This window comes from Arthrobacter sp. NPDC056727 (genome assembly GCF_042790555.1).
In the GTDB taxonomy this organism is placed as follows: domain Bacteria; phylum Actinomycetota; class Actinomycetes; order Actinomycetales; family Micrococcaceae; genus Arthrobacter.
In genome coordinates this window covers 72,335-91,959 of sequence record NZ_JBHTZA010000021.1, presented here as the reverse complement: position 1 = coordinate 91,959, position 19,625 = coordinate 72,335, and the positions used below count along the sequence as shown (strand labels likewise).

Below are 19,625 nucleotides of genomic sequence, written 5' to 3'. Positions count from 1 at the left end.
ACGCACAATTCGTGATCGTCCGCCCGGACTTCTACGTCTACGGCACAGCAACCGACGAAACCGGGCTGCTGGCCCTGATCGAGCAGTTCGAACAATAACTCGCCGACTCACGATCCAACATCACCCTCACAGCAGCACCCGGAGCCACCTAAACCACCCCACCCGGCCCACCCCACCCAATCCGAGGCTGGTTGGGCAGGTCCTTCCAAGCATCGGTCGGCTGTAGACACTGGTGCCAACAGAGCGGAGAAAAATGAAAAGCGGAATGCTGAACACTGGAAGCGCCAAGCTCTACTACGAGATTCGCGGCAGCGGCCCCGCCATGGTCCTGATTCCAGGCGCGGGCGGTGACGCAGGCTATTTTTCCGGCGTAGCAGATTATCTGGCAGACGCATTTACAGTGATCACCTACGACCGGCGCGGAAACTCTCGAAGCACCGGGCGCGTTGCCGCACCAATGAGTGTTTCCGATCAGTCGGATGATGTGGCTGCCCTGATATCCGTGCTGGCTGTCGGGCCCGCGCTGGTTTTCGGGAACAGCGGCGGCGCTATCGTGGCTCTGGACCTCGCAGCCCGTCATCCGTCAGTGGTGCTCGGAATGATCGCTCATGAGCCACCGCTCGTGGGGGTACTGCCAACAGATGACCCTTGGTACGGCTTCTTTGAGCGAATCGGAGCCGTGTACAGAGAGTCCGGTCCTGCTGTTGCGGGGGCGGAGTTTATTGCGACCGTTCGCGGTGAAGGCGACTATCCTTGGCCTGAAGACCTCACGGCCCGTTTCGGCGGAAACGTCGACTATCTGTTTGGCTGGGAATGGAAAGCTTGGGGCTCCTATCAGCCGAACCTCGACGCCTTGGCGAAGGTATCGTTCCCCCTCGTCCTGGGGGCCGGGTCCGCGGACAGGGGCGCCTACTACGCCAGACCCTCAGTCGAAATTGCTCGTCGTATCAATGCGCCCTGGGTGGAATTCCCGGGCATCCACCTGGAGTTCCTGCGCAACCCTGACGCATTTGGAGCCGCCCTTAAAGCCGTTGCGACCCTCATCCAAACGCAGGTCGGCGAGGTCCCTGAGCATTGGCAGAAGGAACAGGAGACCAGCACCCCCTGAAAACGCAGTAGCGGGTCAAGTGTGAGGAGGCAGGACATCGTAAATGTCCTGCCTCCTTTCTTGAACCTCCCCCCGGCCACAGGCCCAGTAGCACCACGATGCCTTTCAGCAACCAAGTCAGGTCAACGCCCGACTGAACCGTTACCTTCGGCGGCGAACTTTTCCAGCGCAGCAGTGAAAGAGTCAAGATCGCCCGGGTCGAGATGGTCCATCACATGGCGACGTGCACTGGCAAGATGCGTCGGCCACGCGGCTCGAAGCCGTTCGAGACCTGCGTCCGTAAGCACTGCGTTCCAGCCTCTGCCGTCGCCGCCTGACTTCTCCCGTCGAACCAAGCCCTCTGCCTCCAGCCGGTGGACGATGCGCGTCGTACCACTGAGAGACAGCGCACCAGCAGTGGCGAGGGCGTTCATACGGAGGCACCGATCGGGGGCTTCCGACAAGAACATCATGGTGAAGTATTCGCTCAGGGATAGGCCCTGCTCATGCAGCAGGTCTGCGTCAAAAGCGCGTGGCACCGTAATTGCCGCGCGCGCAAACGCCCGAAAGAAGGCTTCCTCCCTTGCGTTGAGAGGAGTTATAGCCACCTGATTGCCCTTCGTCATGCTCCCCACTTTACTTGACACGTCAAGCAGTATATATTTGCTTGACGTAGCAAGTATATGGTTTCCCGATAGCCATTGACTTACCCACCCAAACTGAAAGCTGAGATTGACGTGACTATCACCCTTTGGATCATTGCCGGGCTTCTGGCCCTAGCATTCTTTGCTGCAGGCTCCATGAAGATTGCCCAGCCCAAAGAAAAACTCGCCAGCAGCGGCCAACCCTGGGTGGAAGACTTTTCTCCAGGTGCCGTCAAGGTCGTGGGTCTTCTTGAGGTCGTGGGCGCGCTGGGATTGATCGTTCCGGCTCTCGCGGGAATCGCAACGATTCTCGTCCCCGCTGCCGCTGCCGGGCTCGCACTCCTGATGATCGGCGCCGCAATCGTTCACGCACGGCGCGGGGAGTACCGGAACATCGGGGCCAATGTCGTTCTTGCAGGATTGGCGCTGTTCCTCGCTATCGCCAGGTTCGGGCCATATGGCTTCTGAACAACCGAACTTTCAAGCATCACTCGGGCGCAGCTCCGGCGCGAACGATACCAGGCGGACACATCGTGCCGTTGTCCTGTCCGAGCCTGGACCCGTGGAGAAACTGGCTGTCCAGGATCTTCCCTTTCCCGCTGAACGTGAGGGATGGGTACGCATCCGGATTGAAGCATTCGGAATCAATCGTTCGGAACTGCACCTGCGCCTTGGCCTCGCGGAAGGAGTTACCTTCCCTCGGGTTCCGGGCATCGAATGCGCAGGGATTGTTGACGCCGCTCCGGCCGGCAGCCGTCTGATGCCGGGGCAGAAAGTCGTTGCCCTTATGGGGGGCATGGGGCGCGCCTACAACGGAGGTTATGCCGAATACACCTCGGTCCCTATGACGCAGGTCATTCCCATAACGACCGACCTTCCGTGGGAGATCATCGGGGCAATCCCCGAAATGACCCAAACTGCATACGGTTCTTTGACCACCGGTCTGGATCTCCAGCCCGGCCAGACTCTGCTCATCCGGGGCGGCACTTCTTCGGTAGGCCTGGCTGCCGCTGCGCTGGCCCAAAGGGCTGGGGCCACAGTCCTGGCCACCACCCGCCGCCCTGACCGCCTGGACGAGCTCAGCCGGCACGGCGTTGCATACCCGCTGCTCGATACCGGCAACATTGCCCGCACCGTACGAGACATATTCCCTCAAGGCGTTGACGCCGCTCTCGAAATTGTAGGAACTCCGACTTTGCCGGACACGCTCCGCGCGGTTCGTGTTCACGGCACAGTTTGCTTTATTGGCATGGTCTCCAATGAGTGGACCGTCAAGGACTTCTACCCGATTGCCTACCTGCCCCGGGGTGTGCGGCTCACTGCCTACGGCGGAAATGCATCCGATCTGCCCCAAGCGACGCTTCAGGCCATCCTGGACGATGTAGCCGCCGGCCGCTTGCATTTCCCTATCCACCACGTCTACGACGGCCTGGAGCAGGTACGCCAAGCCCACGCGGACATGGAAGCGAACGCAGCCACCGGCAAGCTGGTTGTACGAGTTCGCCATGGCTGAATGCCCCTTCAGTTTTAAGAATGAATTTCCCGCAACAACTATCAAAAGGAGTGCCTGGCCATGGGCTCACTGACAGGAAAAACTGCACTAGTCACGGGCGGCAGCCGCGGCATCGGGCGCGCCATTTCCGAGCGGCTGGCGCGTGAAGGCGCCCGCGTTGGTGTGCATTACGGCAGCAACGAAGGAGCAGCAGCGAAAGACACCATCGCTGCTATCGAAGCAGCCGGCGGAGCTGGTTTCATCGTCCAGTCACAACTGGGCACACCAGAGGACGCCGAGATGCTCTGGTCCGGCTTCGACCAGCAGTCGGACACACTCGACATTCTCGTGAACAACGCTGGCATCTCGGGAGCACGCCACACGATCGGACAGGTCACCCCCGACGAGTTCGATGAAGTCTTCGCCATCGATGCCAAGGCCCCCTTCTTCATCACCCAGCGTGCCCTGCCACGGCTGCGCGATGGCGGCCGCATTATCAACCTTTCATCCGGCCTAACACACGGCGCCGCCAGCCCTGAGCTCATCGTCTATGCCATGGCAAAGGCATCCATCGACGTCTTCACATCGACCCTCGCCAAGGAACTCGGGCCGCGCAGGATTACCGCCAATGCCGTCGCTCCCGGTGTAATTGATACGGATATGAACGAGTCCTGGCTCCGAGGCAACAGGGATGTCGGAACCGCCATTGCAGCTCTCTCCCCCCTAAACCGCGTCGGCATGCCGGCAGACATCGCGGACATCGCTGCCTTCCTCGCTTCTGATGATTCACGCTGGATTACAGGCCAGTGGATCGATGCGTCCGGTGGAGCACTGCTCTAACCCAAGGAGCTCTCGGCCTGGCAACCTTTTGGTCGACTGGGCGGCAAGGGGGCGGCCACCCCTTGTCGGACGGCGGATGCCAGTGAATATGCCCGGCTTGAAACGGGCGGCTTTGCTACCGGTGGGCAGCGGGACGTTCCTGGGAAACGGCCTTTGTCCCTCGAGCCGCTTCAGGGTCCAAGTCCAAATGAACGAGGCGACAGAGGCATCATGATGGGTCCTTACCCAGTCTCTGTTTCGGAGGCAGCCCCGGCGGCGAAGCACTCGGTTCACCGACAGACACCAAGATAGGTGTGCTGACCAATTGGGCATGTGCGGCGGCGTCCCATGAATCGAAGGTTTCGGCCGCCGCGAACGGTACTCCGGATGTACCCGATTCCCGTCCTGCCGATGCCATATATCACCGTGAGGAGAGGACGCTCAACGCGGACGGCGGTCAGCGCAGACAAGCCAGCCGTGGTGGCTGCTGCACTTTCTGCCCACTATGCGCCAGCCTCGTGGTTGCAGTTCTCGAACAGTTCCAGCCGCACTTCTGGGACGACTGCGTCCGGAAGGGCGAAGGCTGCCTTGAAGGTCTTCGCGTGCATCACGCCTCGACCAACGGCTCGGCATCGTCCTGCGTATCACGAATGCGAGGCGCCACGAAATAGCAGCAAAGGGCGGCAACGGCGACCACCCCATAGAAAAGGGCGGTGGCAGGTACCAGCGAAAGCAGCCTGCCGACGAGTCCCCCGACAAAGAGCAGCCCGGCCGACACGACATAAGACACGCCTGTATAGAAGGAAACAAAAGCACCCTGCCGCCCTTTGGCCGCACCTTGTGTGAAAGCGACCAGCCCCAGACGATAAGCAATTCCAACGCCGAAGCCAGTAAGGATAATTCCGCTTATCGCAGCCACTTCACTTCGCGTGATGCCTCCCGCCAGGAGCAAAGCTATTCCCGAAGGCACTAGGGCTGTGCCGGACACCCAGGGGGCAATTCGCTGCAGCGCCGGTTCCAAAAACTGGGCCGTGACGCTGGCAACTAGCATCAGGGCAACCCCAAAGTCTTTGGACACGTCCATGCCCAGGTCACCAAAAGCCGAAGGGAAATACGCATACGCCCCGCTGAGTGCGATCCAAGCGATCGAACCGCTGGCAAGTGCTGCCAAGTTGTACTGGGTATCTGCGCTTCTAATCTTGGACCGGGCCGGCCCCCCTGCCAAGGCGCCCCGATTTGCCGCCCGCCTCAGGCCCAAAATGACCAGCAAGCCGGCGCCGGCCAGCAGGCTTATGGCTGCATGCCCCAAGAAGGTAAGTTCTATCGGCGGCCAAGGTGCAAATGCGGACAGAAGTTGAGCCGACACCACTCCCACAAAGGCACCAATAATGCTTCCCGTGGCGGTTACCGCACGGCCACGGGACCCTATCGCGGCGACCACGAGCATGGAGGCAGACCCCGTAGCGGCGCCTCCCGCAATGCCATAGAGGAAGCGACCAAGCATCAGTCCGGAAGGGCTGACCATAGCGATGAGAACGTCGGCGATGGCCGTGATTCCCATGCTCGACACCAACATCAAGGGTGCCCATCGGGCTACCTGCACCCGAGAGAGCAGCAGAAGCAAGGTCGCCAAGGGGATGATGTACCCGACGAACAGCATTGAGACGAAGAGCGGGTCCATGCTGAGCCGTTCGCTGAGTCGCGGAAGCAGCGGCGTCAGGGCGCTGGTGCCGCCGAGAAGCACCGCGAATGCCGCGCTCACAAGTGCCGCCTGGACCCCGGCGGACGTGGACGGACAGGGCGCTTCGCGCGGGACACTTTCCGACTCATCTCTCCCGGACTCTGCAGTAACACCAGCAGGAATCGCGCCTTTGCCCAAGCTATTCCATGTCCTTGAATGCATTGCACCACCTCACCTTCACTGAAACGACCGTGTCAGTGAAACGACTGTATCAGTAGTTTTGGTATTCTTACGGAATGGATGATGCCAACCAGGGCTCCCCACGCCGACGCGAACTGCTCGAGGCGGCCTATCAAGAAGTCCTGACTCGCGGTTTGTCAGATCTTTCGCTTCGCCCCCTCGCTGAGCGCATAGGATCAAGCCCCCGCGTTCTTCTTTTCTTATTCACGAGCAAAGATGGCCTTGTTAGGGCAGTGCTTGAACGTGCGCGAGCAGATGAGGAGCGCGCCCTTGACGAGATCCAGGCGTCGGGGGCCTCATTGAGCACAACGGCGCACGCTCTCTGGAAGTATTTGTCCGCCCCGGAACATCGTGCGCTGCTGCGCCTTTGGATCGAAGCGTTCACAAAGTCAACAACTCAGCCGCAGGGACCGTGGAATGACTTTGCCGCAGCATCAACACGGAGGTGGCTTGATCTTTTCACCGCAGCCCAGCCCCCCGAAAGTCGCCCAACACCCGAAGCGGAGATCCAACGCACGGCCGTTACGGCAATTATTCGCGGGGCCATGCTTGACCTGCTCGCGACGGGGGATGCGGAGCGAACAACAGCTGCCGTTTCAAGCGGACTGTCCGGCCTCAACGCAACCTCGCCGGCGTAAAGCCCGCCTGCGGCCATTCCCCGTCACAAGCTAGGGTCGCCGAAACAAGCTGCCCCTTCGCCCAAGAACGGCCCCGGCCAAACGCTTCATGCAGCAAGGTGCTGAGAGTCTCGGGCGCGGGAAGCGCTTTCGCCGCCGACTGGAGGCCCTTCCACCTCGGTCGTTAAAGAGCAAGATCAGCCCTTCCGAAAGTGCTTGACCAGTCAAGCACCTTTGCCTACATTAGTTGATGAATCAACAACGTTGGTTCCACCAGTGATTCGTCGGCCAGGCTATCTGCGGCTCGCGAGGGGCGTCGCGCTCTTGGTGTCAAAGTGAGACCAAGGAGTCAGCAGCAGTGCTCAACGGAATGTTTGATGTCGAGGGTGCGAGCCTCTACTACGAAGTACGTGGACGGGGCCCAGCGGTGCTCCTCATCGCCGGAGCCGGCGGGGATGCGGGCCATTTCTCTGCCTTGGCAGCAGCCTTGTCCGACGCGTTTACTGTCATCACCTACGACCGCCGGGGGAATTCGCGCAGCAGTGGTCGAGTGGCGAGGCCTATGAAAATGAGCGACCAGTCTAACGACGCTGCCGCGCTGATTCGTGGCTTGGCGGGGGACAAGGCTTTAGTTTTCGGAAACAGTGGCGGCGCCATCGTCGGGATGGATCTAGCAGCTCGCCACCCCGACGTGGTCAGGGGCCTGGTTGCACACGAACCACCAGCCGTCCGTGTCCTCCCTAAGGAGGACCCTTGGCACCACTTCTTCGATCACATCGCTGCCCAGTTCCGGGAGTATGGCCTTGGGTATGCCGCCCGTGAGTTTGCCGCAACGGTCAAGGGGGGCGGCATGATGCCAGGGGACCCAGAGCTTTACCAGCGCCTTGGCGGAAACTGGGACTTCATGTTTCGCTGGGAGTGGGGTACATGGGGTGACTTCGTCCCAGATGTAAGGGCACTGGCGGGCGCCCAGTTCCCGATCGTTTTGGGAGCGGGGTCCGCTGACCGTGGGTTGTACTATGCACGGCCGTCAGTTGAAATTGCCAAACGCATCGGAGCCTCTTGGGCCGAGTTCCCGGGAACACATCTCGAATTCATGGCAAATGGCGCCCTATTCGGCGCTGCCCTCAGGACACTCCTAACGCAGATGTATGTCCGCACTGAGGGGATGCCCGACGAGTGGGCACAGGGACCAAACGCCAGAATTTAGGACAACTCTTCAGGTGGGGCAAGGTGGACCCAAAGCTCGCCATGGCAAATGACCAGCACGCCTAAACGGTGGGTTTTAGCAGCTACTTCTACCCGGTGCTTTAAACGCCGATAATTGGCGATTCCAATAACCTGCTAGTCAGTGGTAGCCGCCATCGCGAACCCGCTTGGCGCCGCGGACGCACTTGACCAGCATCGTGTCGATCCGGCCATCCCCACTGCTCCCTCCGCTTACCCCCTAGCCAGCAGGATGGGCGGGAACACTCGTCCGATGGCACCATCCACCAGAGCGCAGATCTTGACCGCTTCCTGGGCTGTCATTGCGCACGTCCGCGGCAGCAACCAGCACTCTGATATTCGCACCAATGACGACGGCAGCACGATCCTTAAACCGGCCGTTGCGTCTTTTCATTACGGGCCGACATGTTGCAAGGATCACATCCGTTTGCTTCCGGGGAGTGGTGCCACGCAGTCTTGCATCACTCTATTTTTCAGCGCTTGTCAAAGCGTGCCCAACGAAGGACACCTTTTATGACTGACGTTCTCTGGTTTTCTGATCTTGGCCTGTCGGACCTTGACCAGGTTGGCGGTAAAAATGCTTCTCTTGGGGAGATGGTTCGTAGCCTCGCCTCTGCGGGGGTGAAGGTTCCGGGCGGTTTCGCGACCACGGCCGATGCCTATCGGCGTTTCTTGAATGAGTCGGGGCTGGATGCCCGGATCGAAAATATTCTGGATGGCCTGGAGAGCGGCGATGTGGCCGCTTTGGCCAGGGTTGGCCAGGAAATTCGGACGCTAATCCGTGACACTGCCTTCCCGACCGGCTTCGAGAAGGAAATTCGTGCCGCGTACTCCCGTCTGACGGAGGAACACGGCGGCGATGTGTCGTGGGCCGTGCGTTCGAGCGCCACGGCAGAGGACTTGCCGGACGCGTCTTTCGCGGGCCAGCAGGAGACGTTCCTGAACATCCGGGGCATCGATAACATCCTCCTCGCGATCAAGGACGTCTTTGCCTCGCTCTACAACGACCGGGCCATCGCCTATCGGGTCCACCATGGGTTTACGCATTCCGAGGTTGCGCTTTCGGCTGGTGTTCAGCGCATGGTCCGCTCTGACGTAGGCGCGTCCGGTGTCATGTTCACCATGGATACCGAAACCGGATTCAACGACGCCGTCTTCATCACCTCCTCCTACGGGCTCGGCGAAGCAGTGGTGCAGGGTGCTGTGAATCCGGACGAGTTCTACGTCCACAAACCCGCCCTGGCCGCCGGCCGGCCTGCAATCCTGAAACGGGGGCTGGGGGAGAAGGCCGTGCAAATGGTTTACACCGACTCCCGTGAGGTTGGCAGGACCGTGGACTTCGTCCCTGTCCCGCAGGACCTCAGGAGCCGTTTCAGCCTGGCCGATGCCGAGGTTGAGCAGCTCGCCCGGCACGCCCTGGCCATCGAAGCACACTACGGCCGTCCCATGGATATTGAGTGGGGCAAGGACGGCGTGGACGGGGAACTGTACATCCTGCAGGCCCGCCCCGAAACGGTCGAGTCCCGCAAGGCCGCCGGCAGCGTTTCCCGTTACACCCTCACCGAGCGTTCCACTGTTCTGGTGGAGGGCCGGGCCATTGGCCAGCGCATCGGCGCCGGGCAGGTGCGGGTGCTGTCCTCGATTGACCAGATGGCCTCCTTCCAGGAAGGCGACGTCCTGGTGGCAAACATGACGGACCCCGACTGGGAACCGATCATGAAGAAGGCCGCCGCGATCGTCACTGACCGTGGCGGACGTACCTGCCACGCGGCCATCATCGCCCGGGAACTCGGCATCCCCGCCGTCGTCGGCACCGGCTACGCCAGCCAGATCCTCAAGGACGGCACCCCGGTCACCGTGTCCTGCGCCGAAGGTGAGGCCGGGCTCGTGTACGAGGGGCTGTTGGAGTACACGCTGCAGGAAACCAGCCTGGAGACGATGCCGGAAGCGCCGGTCAAGATCATGATGAACGTCGGCACCCCGGAACAGGCGTTCAGCTTCGCCCGGCTCCCGCACCACGGCGTCGGCCTGGCACGCCTGGAATTCATCATCAACCGACAGATCGGCATCCACCCCAACGCCCTGCTGGCGGTAGCCGGGGAGATTGAGCGTCCCGCGGCGCTCGATGACTACACCGTGCGGCAGATCCGGGAAAAAATTGCAGCGTACGACGGTCCCCGGGATTACTACGTCCGGCGCCTGGCCGAGGGCATCTCGACCATCGCCGCGGCCTTTGCACCGGAACCGGTGATCATCCGGCTCTCGGACTTCAAGTCCAACGAGTACGCCAACCTCCTGGGCGGGCCGGCCTTCGAACCGGAAGAGGAGAACCCGATGATCGGGTACCGTGGCGCCTCCCGGTACCTCTCCGAGTCGTTCCGGCAGGCCTTTGAGATGGAATGTGAAGCCCTGAAGTACGTCCGCAACGAGATGGGCCTGACCAACATCAAGCTCATGGTCCCGTTCGTGCGCACCCTCGATGAGGCCAAGGGCGTCACCGACCTGCTCGCCGCGAACGGCTTGCGCCGCGGCGAGAACGGGCTGGAGATCGTGATGATGTGCGAACTGCCCGCCAACGCCCTCCTGGCCGAAGAGTTCCTGGAATACTTCGACGGGTTCTCCATCGGTTCCAACGACCTGACCCAGCTGACCCTGGGACTGGACCGCGACTCCGCGCTGGTCGCCGACGGGTTCGATGAACGCAACCCCGCCGTGACCAAGCTCCTGGAACTGGCCATCACTGCCTGCCGGGCCAAGGGCCGGTACGTCGGCATCTGCGGCCAGGGCCCCAGCGACCACCCGGACTTCGCCGAATGGCTCCTGGCGCAGGGCATCAGCTCCATCTCGCTGAACCCTGACGCCGTGACCGAGACGTGGCTGCGGCTCGCACGCACGGGCAGCCGCACGGCCGTCTAAATGGCCAACCAGCCCGCTGTGGGGGCGGGCGGCACGCCCGCCCCCACAGTGTTTTTCCTCTCCGACAGCACCGGCATCACCGCCGAAACCCTCGGCAACACCCTGCTGACCCAATTCCCCGCCCAACAGTTGGAGCGGCGGACCATCCCGTTCATCACCACCGTCGAACAGGCACGCGACGTCGTGGCCACCATCGACCGGGTCGCTTCGTCCGGGCCTCGTCCGCTCGTTTTTTCAACGACCGTCAGCCCCGACGTCCGTGCTGTCCTGTCCCAAAGCGCCGGGCACTTCTTCGACCTGTTCGGCGCCCACGTCGGCCAGCTTGAGCAAGCGCTCGGTTCCTCGGCCAGCGGTCTGCCCGGCCAAGCGCACGGCGTCGGAGACCAAGTGCGCTACCAGTCAAGGATGGCCGCCGTTGAATACGCGATAGAGCACGACGACGGCCAATCCCTCCGGGCTTTGGAACGGGCAGAACTGATCCTCATCGCGCCGTCCCGCTGCGGAAAAACCCCGACCACCATGTACCTTGCTCTCCAGCACGGCATCCTGGCCGCCAACTTCCCCCTCGTGGAAGAAGACTTCGACACCATGGCCCTGCCCAAACCCCTCCGGCCGTTTGCAAGCAAATGCTTCGGCCTCACGTCCCAGCCCGTCAGGCTCAGCCAGATCCGCCAGGAACGCCGCCCCAACAGCAATTACGCATCAGTGGCCCAATGCACCTATGAACTGCGCAATGCCGAGGAGATGTACCGGGCCAACAACATCCCCTACGTCAATTCCGCAACCATGTCAGTCGAAGAAATCTCCGCCACCGTTCTCCAACGCATGCAGCTTCACCACTGAAGACCTACCGCTTCAAAGCTCAACGCGCGATTTGATGCGTGATTCTCCCGTCGAACGTCAAACCGGGACAACTGGCATTCACGGGTATTCACAGCGCGGGCGGATCTTACCCGTTGCCCGGTCGCGTCGCCCGAACGTACAGCGAAACCCAGCAGTCGTAATGCAACAAGATTTAGGACGGCCATGATTCAAACGACTCACACCATACGCGTTACCACCGCAGACGCCAGCAAGGCGGACGATCTACTGAATTCTGCAGTCGAAGGACTCATCTCTCGCGCAATCGCACTGAACCACGGAATCAGAGTGACTCGAATTGGGAATGGCGATTACACTGCCGAAACCGCTGCCGATGTTCCATGCGGCTACACCATTTACGAGCACATGTAAGGCTGACAGCAAAGACTGCCGACTTCACGAGGAGGATGTCTCACTTGTTTCTAGCCGAACACGCTGACCATACGGACTGAGAGGTTAGAAACGGCAGTTCTGGCAGCTGCTTCTGCTCTCGTGAGTCAAACGCCGATAATAAAGATTACGTAAAGTAATCTACTTGAACGGTCAACTTCTCCGCTCTTCTGGATTCAGCAGTTCCATCCGTCGCGTTCTGGCCTTTTATCTTACTAAAGCGCCCTGGATCGCTAGTTAAACCACTTGTGCAAGGCGGCAATTTCTGCCAGGGGACGGGTGCGTGACGCCGCTCGAATTGACAGTCTTTCGACTGCCAGTTGCACTAATTCCGCAGGCCATTGGCCAGGATCTTGGAGGATCGCTTCCGCCATCTTGAGGCTCATTGAGGCGAGTCGGGTTTCACCCGTCCAACCATCAACCTGGACAGCGCCGCGTGCGTATTTGAACATGTCCACCTTCAACTTATGGCTAGTTTGAGCGGCGGCAACCACGGCATGCCCTTCCGTTGTACCCGCAAGGAACACATCTTGAAGGTCTGTTTCGAGATGCATTGGGATCCATTCTCGGGTTGAATCCGTCGCAATAATAGAGATAAGCCACAGCACCCTTCCCGACATCTTTACGCGCCGAAGCCGCAACGCTTCATGCAAGTCCAACGCGCGGACCCTGTGGGTGGTGGCTGCCCGTTGCAAAGCTTTTTCCAGCGCCCGGAAACGTTTGATCTGCAAATCGCGCACGACTCGGTTCAGCGTCGGGGCTAGCTCAACAAGCACTTGGGATTTGGCAGTTTCGAGAAGTGCTAGAACTCCCAGACTGATATCACGTTGTTGGGTTGTAGACGCGAAGAAGTCCTCCCACCAAGCAGAATCGGCCTTGTTGTCACGGAAGTCTGCCTCAGCACGAGCGGCAGCAGAGAGCGCAGTGGTTTGAGTTCGAGTAGCTATCGAACCCAGATCGATCATGTTCGGTGTCATCGACACTACTCGGCGGAGGATCCAACCGTCTCCCCAAATATCGGCGGCGACTGACAGGTATCGCTCCCAATCCGACGTCAAAAAGGAGCCCTGAGGGGGGAGCTGGAGCGACTTCAAAGCCTCTGCAATACGGGCGCTGGTCAGGGAACGGTTGGCCGATTCGTTTTGGATTGCCGGTGGCAAGGCGGTCGCGTAAGGCCCCTCGGCTACATGGCAGGCGTAGGAAGCGAGGGCTTCAGTGTCAGTGCCTAGGTTGGGAGTACCGACAAGCTCGACGGATCCTTCGTTCAGACTGGCGACCGCTATCTTGGCAAGAGTATCTTCAGAACCATCGTATTCGCCGCTGAGAAGGATATCCGTTGGCCACATATCTGGACGCAGACGGACCAGGGACTCCTTAAGACGAGTGGTTTGGGCGGGCGTGAGGGAGCTGAGTGCGCGGAGATGCGCTGCAGTGTCCAGCCAAGAGCTGCTCGTATCGAACCGTTCCCACCACCAGGCAGAGATGTTGTCTTCTGGTGATGCGTGGGCTGCGAGACTTTGAGCGGCGCTGTCACGAACTGCGTCAGTTGACGCGTCTTGGAGACGAGCCTTCAAATGGTCGATGGCTTCGGCGCGTCCGGCCTCCTCCCCCAGCCGCAGAGGGCTTCCGGAGGGATCCAGCACTCCATCTTGGGCTAGAACCACTCCCGGACCGTCAAAAATAAAGTTCGCCACGTCACGGATTTCGATGCCAGTTAGGCCGTCGTAGATCCTGTCGTTCAATACCGTAACTGCCATTGCGCGGACTAGCGGGTGGGGCGAAATTTTCTTCTCGACCGCTTTGAAGTTGCCGGTAAGTCCGCGGACTTCCCCCTTGGCGAGCTTACCTATGAAGAACCGGCAGACATTTCCCCAGTATGGCCGCTCAAGGAGTGCATTCAGCCCATCGTCTCGAGAGTTTCCATCGCCCTTTGGTGTGAGATTCTCAAAGATGTGCATGGCAGCGAAGTACTCGCGAAGCGATTGCACCTCAAACTCGAATGCATCGTCCCGCTCAACTAGGCACAAGACTCGATCAGTGATCGCTGAGTAGAGTTCGTCCGCGAGTTCCTGTTCCTTCGGACGGCCAGCAAGATATGTTCGGAGAAGTCTCTGCAATTCAGCACGTGTGATTGATCCCGCACTTTGACCTTCTTCGGCTTTCGCCTGAAGGTACCAGCCCAGATATGCATGAGTATCTTCAACGACGCGGCGTTTATCCGCAAGAAGCGGTTCTTTGTCTTCGGTTTGCTCCCGGTCGAGAAATGTTTTGAGATACTCCGCGTACAGATCCGTTCGCTGCTGTGGAAGAAGCTGTCGTCGATAAAGCAGGTGCAGAAGTATTGCGAGCTGCATAGGATACGACGCGAGCTCATTCACGTGCGGAATGTGCTGGCTGTCAAGGAACACTGCCCGCAGTTTGACGGCAGCCTCACTAGCCAAGCCTGATACCGTGCTCCACTGATCGAGGTATTGCAGTCGCAATCCTGGCGTCAGGCGCTGCAGATGGAGAACCGGAAAGTGCCCAGTGGCTGTCAACGGCTGAAGTGATGTTCCGGGGCGAGTGGCGATCAAAATGACAAGATCGGCCGCGTCGGCGCCCAGGCGGCCTCGCATCCGAACGATCTCCTCGGTCACCCGTGCACGTGCCGGCAGACTGGCCACCTCGTCGAGCCCATCCAGAGCTAGAAGGACGGGTTCGGTGGCCAAGAGAAGAACTAAGTCATGCGGGGTGAACTTATTGGCGCCGATGTGACGACCGATATCGTCAACGATGTACTCTTCAAGACTTCGCCAGCGTTCAGCTTCAGCGGAGATGCGCTTCGGCTTGCCTTTCTTGCCCGCCAAGGAGGAATGACTGAGGACGGCCCACTGCGCATACTTTCGCAAGTCAACTCGTACAGGAAAGCGAATGATTGCCGTCGTGCTGTTTCGCCCAAGTGATTGGGAGGCCGCGTACCCGACTTCGTCAAGCCTTCTGGCTCTATGGAACTGGCACACGTATTGAAGCACTGTCGACTTCCCTTGACCCGGGCCGCCCACAAGAACAGCATTTCCCGTCCACTCGGGATCAAGGAGGACTTGCGTCGCTCCTGTGACAACGAATCCTGACGTCCTCTCTAACTCTGCTGTGTCTCCAGGAGCTAGCTCTGAGAGCCGCCGCATACGATCTGCCAAGGCAGAGCCGTCCCGGCGACACCCTACCGGCACGTCAACGAACATAGCGTCGACCGAGGGACCTCGTAGATCCACTTGATGGAACTGGACGGAATCTTCTGCCGCGAAGCGATCACCTAAATATGCACGCAAGGTGGCTTTTAGCGATTCACTGCGTTCCTGATTGCGCTCATGGTCCGCCTTCATTTTGACTAAGGCTTCTACGGTGTACCCTGCTCCGTTGTTCGCATCGATCATCGTATGGTGAGTCGGGCACAGCAAGATCAAGTTGTCGTAGCCGTCAATGTCTTCATAGCTGGCGTCATAGCGCGGCCCGCCCACGCTCTGGGCCCGGATATGTGCTTCTTCTCCGACGACCGTTACACCGATAGAACCCGAGCCAGAAGGTTCTGCGTCAATGGTGAGTGCCTGGATGCAACTTGGATAAGCGCATTGATTTCGAGCCCGAGTCCACAAGGACTTCCTAGCACTCACTGTTACCAAGTCCGCTCCTGGTCTTTAGGGTTTTTCCATTCTCGCAGACCATCATCGTGGCATTGACTGAGAGCTGTTCATGTAATCAGTGACCGTATATAGGAAGGAATCGTTGTATTGGCAAACATTTCCCAGACCGGAGATGTGGACCGAGCTTAGTCGCAACAGCGGCATCAGTAGGCGCAGGACGAACCTAGAACTCAACCTCACGGGCAAAGGGTTGAGCCTAGGCTGAGCGGACAGCGGGCCGGGTACGTGCGGGTCAGCATGCTGGACCAGAACGAAAAACGTCAGCTCGACGACCAGACGCTTGACCGCGTTTTACCGACAAGGCCTCCGGCAGGCACACTGCCCGACCTCACCTCGCCGAGCTGCGGCGGTTCGCCCGCGACGGGGACACCGTAGTGGTGCACAACATGGACCGGCTTGCCAGGAACCTTGATGACCTGCGTGCATAGCCGTGGCCAAACAGCGCGGCGCCTACAAAGGGCGGAAAGGATCTAACGGCGGAGCGGCGGCGAGCTGGTCCAGCGGGGCAACCAGCGGGACTCCGAAATCGGTTCTCGCCACGGATTACGGCATCAGCCGGGAAACGGTCTATCAGTACCTGCGCCGAGCCAGCCCGACGCGGACCACTCCCCACACGAACGAGATCGAGGGGCGCACGACCCACCCTCCTGAAACGGCAAGGTCCTGGAACCAGGTGGCCCGGACCGGAGGAGCGCCAAGGCTTGCTGAGGTTAGCCTGATTGCCCCATCCCCAACATGGGCAGCAGCGCGGAGGCAAACCCCACACCATCCACAATGAAGGTCCACACCAAAACTGGAAGGACGAGTTTGAGGTCTTTGCACCATCGCGTCGCTATGGTGATCATCCCCGCGAGTGCTACGACACCCACTAAAGCCCCAGCACTGTTGTTCCCAAGCACCCCAAGTACTGGAATTACTGCAGTAATGAGGCATAGTACGATGCTCCAAAGGATGCGTCGATTTCTGGTTTTGACCTCGGCCAAAGCACCGTCAGAGGCGGCTGCCCGCGCAAGAGCCTCCTGGAGCTGATTCGTCAGCTCGGCGTTTTCTTGTCCGATTTCAAGTTCACGGATCCTTGCCTCGCGAGCCTCGTCATGTGCTTCGCTCGCTTCGACCGTGACCCGGGCCAGTTCGTCGATTTGGCGTTCCTTCTCCTGCTGCATCATCGCGTCAACGCGCTTGGTTCTCGCCGCAAGAACTGTGGCAGCGACAGTTGTCGGCGAGGACTTGATCTCAAGCTCATCCAGCATGTCTGGCAGTGAAAGCATCATCTGAGCATGCCGGAGGTCCATGTCGGACCCCCCTTGGTTGGGGGAGAGCTGGGCGGCGAGCCCCATCGCAAAGTCCCCCGGAAAACGTGCCGGCAGCTGCCACATAGCTTCTTCAGCAAATTGTCCAGCTGCGGCTGATGCAAGGTCCCGCAAATTCTCGACAGGTGCACTTATTGACACCACCGTGGTCCATTGAGGAAGGCTCAAGGTCAAAGACACCCTGTCCGATGAAATCGTGGAGTATGCCGGCGCCATCTGGCGATCGCTGGTTATCACCCACGCACCAGGCCAATTTTTAGAGTACTCGCGGCTTCTACGCCTCCAAGCCATTGCCATGGTGTCGGCGTCCCGCTCGATTGCAAAGCTGGAGCGCCAAGACCGTGTTCCTTTGTCGATCTGCCCTTGCAAAGCGTCCAGACATCTAGCGACCCTGTCGGCAGACAGCTCATTGTTATGGTCCCGGACGGTCGCGCCCCACGAGACGATATCTTCTTCGAGGCGTTCGAACGTCGCCATCATTTCGCTTAGGTTCTTGTAGGTTCCATCCTGCAGCGCCGCAATACAGATGCCATGGATCTGATCCTCGACCAGTGTGGCGTAGAACCCGAGACGAGTGTTTCGTTTGTGGGCTTCCCGAACACGATTTTCGACTTCCGGAATTTCACGGCGGAGAAGCTGGTACAACTCATCGAGCGAATGCCGGCACACAACAACGTCCCAGCCGGCCGAGGCCGCGCTGCGGATAGTCAGTTCTGTGTCGGTGCGGTCCGCCTTCCTGCCAACGAGGGACAGGAGTACAGGTGTATCCAAGATGGCTCGCTGACCCTGCGGACTTCCAATTTCGCTCGTAATTTCAGCGCCGGACCGTCCTGAGACATAGGAGTGGAGGATGCAACCGGTCGTAATGAGGCTGACGAGCTCCTTTCCGAAGGGGTCCAGCGGATCCAACGCCGCAAGAGCCAACGATTTGAGTAGTTCAACGACTTCTTCATTGCTGCTGGCTTCGTCCAGGTAGCCGAGGATGTCTGCGGACTTAACCTCCCTAGGCGCAATTTGCCCCTGGATGAGCTGCTCGACTGCCCCTAGGTAGGCTGCTTGGGACTTCTCGATTCCCACAATTAATGCCCTAACGAGCTGGTTCAGCCAGAGCGCAGCTTCAGTACTGTCCGGTTCGTATCCCAACCCTTCCCGGCTTCGAACTCTAAGGTCTGACATCACGCGTTCACGGAGATCTGTCACCCATTCCCCGTGTCGTTGAACGTCAGCCAGCCCTTCCCCGGTCAGGAACCATTCCGCGTCCTCGTTAACTCCAATCAATCGGAGTTCTTTGGCGAGAGCCAGGGCAGAGTTGATCTGCTCGGGTGTCGGCTGGCTCCCCGGCCACATCTGTGACACGGCCTGGCGGATTTCCTCCGCCGTGGCACGCTGGCTGCGACGCAGGAATTGGCAGGCTGCCGCAGACAGGAGATCGGCCTCCGTCGAAGGACGGGAGGACTTTAAAACGCGCTGGATGGCGGAGAGGAACCCAATAGCTCCCGGGCCAGCTTCGTCGGATTCACTTGCGATATCCACGATTGCGGTCAAGAAAAGCCCCCTTGTTAGCCCATCCGGGAATTACACCTTTGTCATTTATTTTATTCCTCAGCGGCGCGGGAGAAGCGTAAGAAGCCGCACGAGCGGATATTGTTCGCGGTGAGCGCAAGCTGTGACCGCTTCTGAGCGTCCTCTTCAGAAGGCAATGTAGTTCCGCTTCAAGGTGTCAATGTCTCCGTCCTTAGTCGCCGCATAGACAAAGAACGCATTATTAAGTTGGTTGAGGCTGGACTCCCCCTTCTTACTGACCAGAAATCTCACATCAATCAAGCTCACGTTGTGGAAAGGTTCGTCTAAGCTTCCCAGTCACCGAACGACGGTTGCGGTCGCTACCCAACGGGCCAGAATACTGAAGGCAGCAAGTTGCTCGAGTGCTTCTTGCTCGGTTAGTTCGTTCAGAACTTCATGACTCGCAGGGTTGCGTATGCCGGCGAAACATCTTTCGGCGAACGCGGCCACGCCGCGTCGAACGCTTAGCGAGGTTTTGCCTCCATCATCGCCGTATGGTCTGAGCCTCGGCTTGTCTGGTCCGGCAGGATCCGAGGACAAGGCTTGTTTGAATAGGTCGGATTCGGATATGTCACGCCGGCCAAGCATATTTTGGAGCTCCGCATTTACCTTTACGGAGGCGGCACGCACAGCCTCTTGGTAGTGTCCGCTTTGCCACAGCGAACGCGCCGCTTCCCAGATCCAGGGATGCATGGCAGCCGCGCTAAGTTGAGGAGCATTATCTCCTAGCTTCTCAGCTATTTCTGCACTTCGCTCCAGCTCCACAAGTGCTCGCTGCGCCCCTTCTCGATGCCGTTCCCATCGCCCTGGCTTGCGTTCAGCGATTTGCCACCAATCGCGAATAGTTCGATCCAAAATCTTCTCTACGACGTGCGCTGATGCAATGATGTCGTTTCGACTGCCAACTGGAACAGCAAAGTCGCCCATATAGACCACGCCGCCCTCCGACTTAGGCTGCTTCAGCCGAGTGAGGTCGATGAAGTGGCGAAGTTGTTCCATTGCCCAATGTTCATCCATGCAGCCAAGCTACCAACATCTTCTGACACGTCGTGTCAGAAGCAGAATCCGTCGACATCTGATCGCTAGATGCCCTAATAA

Annotated in this window: 13 protein-coding genes and 1 pseudogene; 9 read left to right on the top strand and 5 right to left on the bottom strand. The window is 59.5% G+C overall.

The annotated features are described in order from the left end of the window. Positions 1–265 precede the first annotated feature (265 nt). On the top strand, positions 266–1,108 hold the full coding sequence (locus ACFRAH_RS18780) for an alpha/beta fold hydrolase (protein ID WP_377992419.1): 843 nt from the start codon (positions 266–268) through the stop codon (positions 1,106–1,108). 122 nt (positions 1,109–1,230) lie between these two features. On the opposite strand, the gene ACFRAH_RS18775 is transcribed toward ACFRAH_RS18780, so the two are convergent. Continuing rightward, positions 1,231–1,713, bottom strand: coding sequence for a MarR family winged helix-turn-helix transcriptional regulator (locus tag ACFRAH_RS18775; protein ID WP_377992418.1), 483 nt, complete (start codon positions 1,711–1,713; stop codon positions 1,231–1,233). Between the two features lie 111 nt (positions 1,714–1,824). On the opposite strand from ACFRAH_RS18775, the gene ACFRAH_RS18770 reads away from it, so the two are divergent. The 3 genes from ACFRAH_RS18770 (at position 1,825) to ACFRAH_RS18760 (ending at position 4,063) form a co-directional block, all read left to right on the top strand. Next, a complete protein-coding gene (locus tag ACFRAH_RS18770; protein ID WP_377992417.1) occupies positions 1,825–2,199 on the top strand; it encodes a DoxX family protein in 375 nt (124 codons plus the stop codon). A gap of 94 nt (positions 2,200–2,293) precedes the next feature. Further along, positions 2,294–3,244, top strand: a complete 951-nt coding sequence (locus ACFRAH_RS18765; protein WP_377992416.1) for a zinc-binding dehydrogenase — start codon at positions 2,294–2,296, stop codon at positions 3,242–3,244. A gap of 60 nt (positions 3,245–3,304) precedes the next feature. Then, positions 3,305–4,063 (top strand): SDR family oxidoreductase, encoded by a 759-nt coding sequence (locus ACFRAH_RS18760; RefSeq protein WP_377992415.1) that lies wholly within the window; start codon positions 3,305–3,307, stop codon positions 4,061–4,063. Positions 4,064–4,649: 586 nt separating this feature from the next. Here ACFRAH_RS18760 and ACFRAH_RS18755 read toward each other — a convergent pair. Next, a complete protein-coding gene (locus ACFRAH_RS18755; RefSeq protein WP_377992414.1) occupies positions 4,650–5,804 on the bottom strand; it encodes an MFS transporter in 1,155 nt (384 codons plus the stop codon). A gap of 215 nt (positions 5,805–6,019) precedes the next feature. Between ACFRAH_RS18755 and ACFRAH_RS18750 the strand changes: the two genes are divergently transcribed. The 4 genes from ACFRAH_RS18750 (at position 6,020) to ACFRAH_RS18735 (ending at position 11,566) form a co-directional block, all read left to right on the top strand. Next, a complete protein-coding gene (locus ACFRAH_RS18750; RefSeq protein WP_377992413.1) occupies positions 6,020–6,601 on the top strand; it encodes a TetR/AcrR family transcriptional regulator in 582 nt (193 codons plus the stop codon). Positions 6,602–6,938: 337 nt separating this feature from the next. After that, on the top strand, positions 6,939–7,790 hold the full coding sequence (locus tag ACFRAH_RS18745) for an alpha/beta fold hydrolase (protein ID WP_377992412.1): 852 nt from the start codon (positions 6,939–6,941) through the stop codon (positions 7,788–7,790). A gap of 530 nt (positions 7,791–8,320) precedes the next feature. Then, positions 8,321–10,723, top strand: coding sequence for a phosphoenolpyruvate synthase (gene ppsA / locus ACFRAH_RS18740; protein WP_377992411.1), 2,403 nt, complete (start codon positions 8,321–8,323; stop codon positions 10,721–10,723). Next, positions 10,724–11,566: a pyruvate, water dikinase regulatory protein gene (locus ACFRAH_RS18735; protein ID WP_377992410.1), complete on the top strand. Its 843-nt coding sequence runs from the start codon at positions 10,724–10,726 to the stop codon at positions 11,564–11,566. A gap of 641 nt (positions 11,567–12,207) precedes the next feature. On the opposite strand, the gene ACFRAH_RS18730 is transcribed toward ACFRAH_RS18735, so the two are convergent. After that, the gene (locus ACFRAH_RS18730; RefSeq protein ID WP_377992409.1) at positions 12,208–15,606 is read right to left on the bottom strand and encodes an HNH endonuclease; all 3,399 of its coding nucleotides are present in this window, start codon (positions 15,604–15,606) and stop codon (positions 12,208–12,210) included. A 249-nt stretch (positions 15,607–15,855) separates the two neighbouring features. On the opposite strand from ACFRAH_RS18730, the pseudogene ACFRAH_RS18725 reads away from it, so the two are divergent. Further along, positions 15,856–16,246: pseudogene (locus ACFRAH_RS18725) on the top strand (recombinase family protein); the annotation flags it as partial. A 118-nt stretch (positions 16,247–16,364) separates the two neighbouring features. On the opposite strand, the gene ACFRAH_RS18720 reads toward ACFRAH_RS18725, so the two are convergent. After that, complete coding sequence (locus tag ACFRAH_RS18720; protein ID WP_377992408.1) at positions 16,365–18,509, bottom strand: hypothetical protein; 2,145 nt, start codon at positions 18,507–18,509, stop codon at positions 16,365–16,367. Between the two features lie 315 nt (positions 18,510–18,824). Further along, positions 18,825–19,544: a TIGR02391 family protein gene (locus tag ACFRAH_RS18715; RefSeq protein ID WP_377992407.1), complete on the bottom strand. Its 720-nt coding sequence runs from the start codon at positions 19,542–19,544 to the stop codon at positions 18,825–18,827. Between the last annotated feature and the right edge of the window lie 81 nt (positions 19,545–19,625).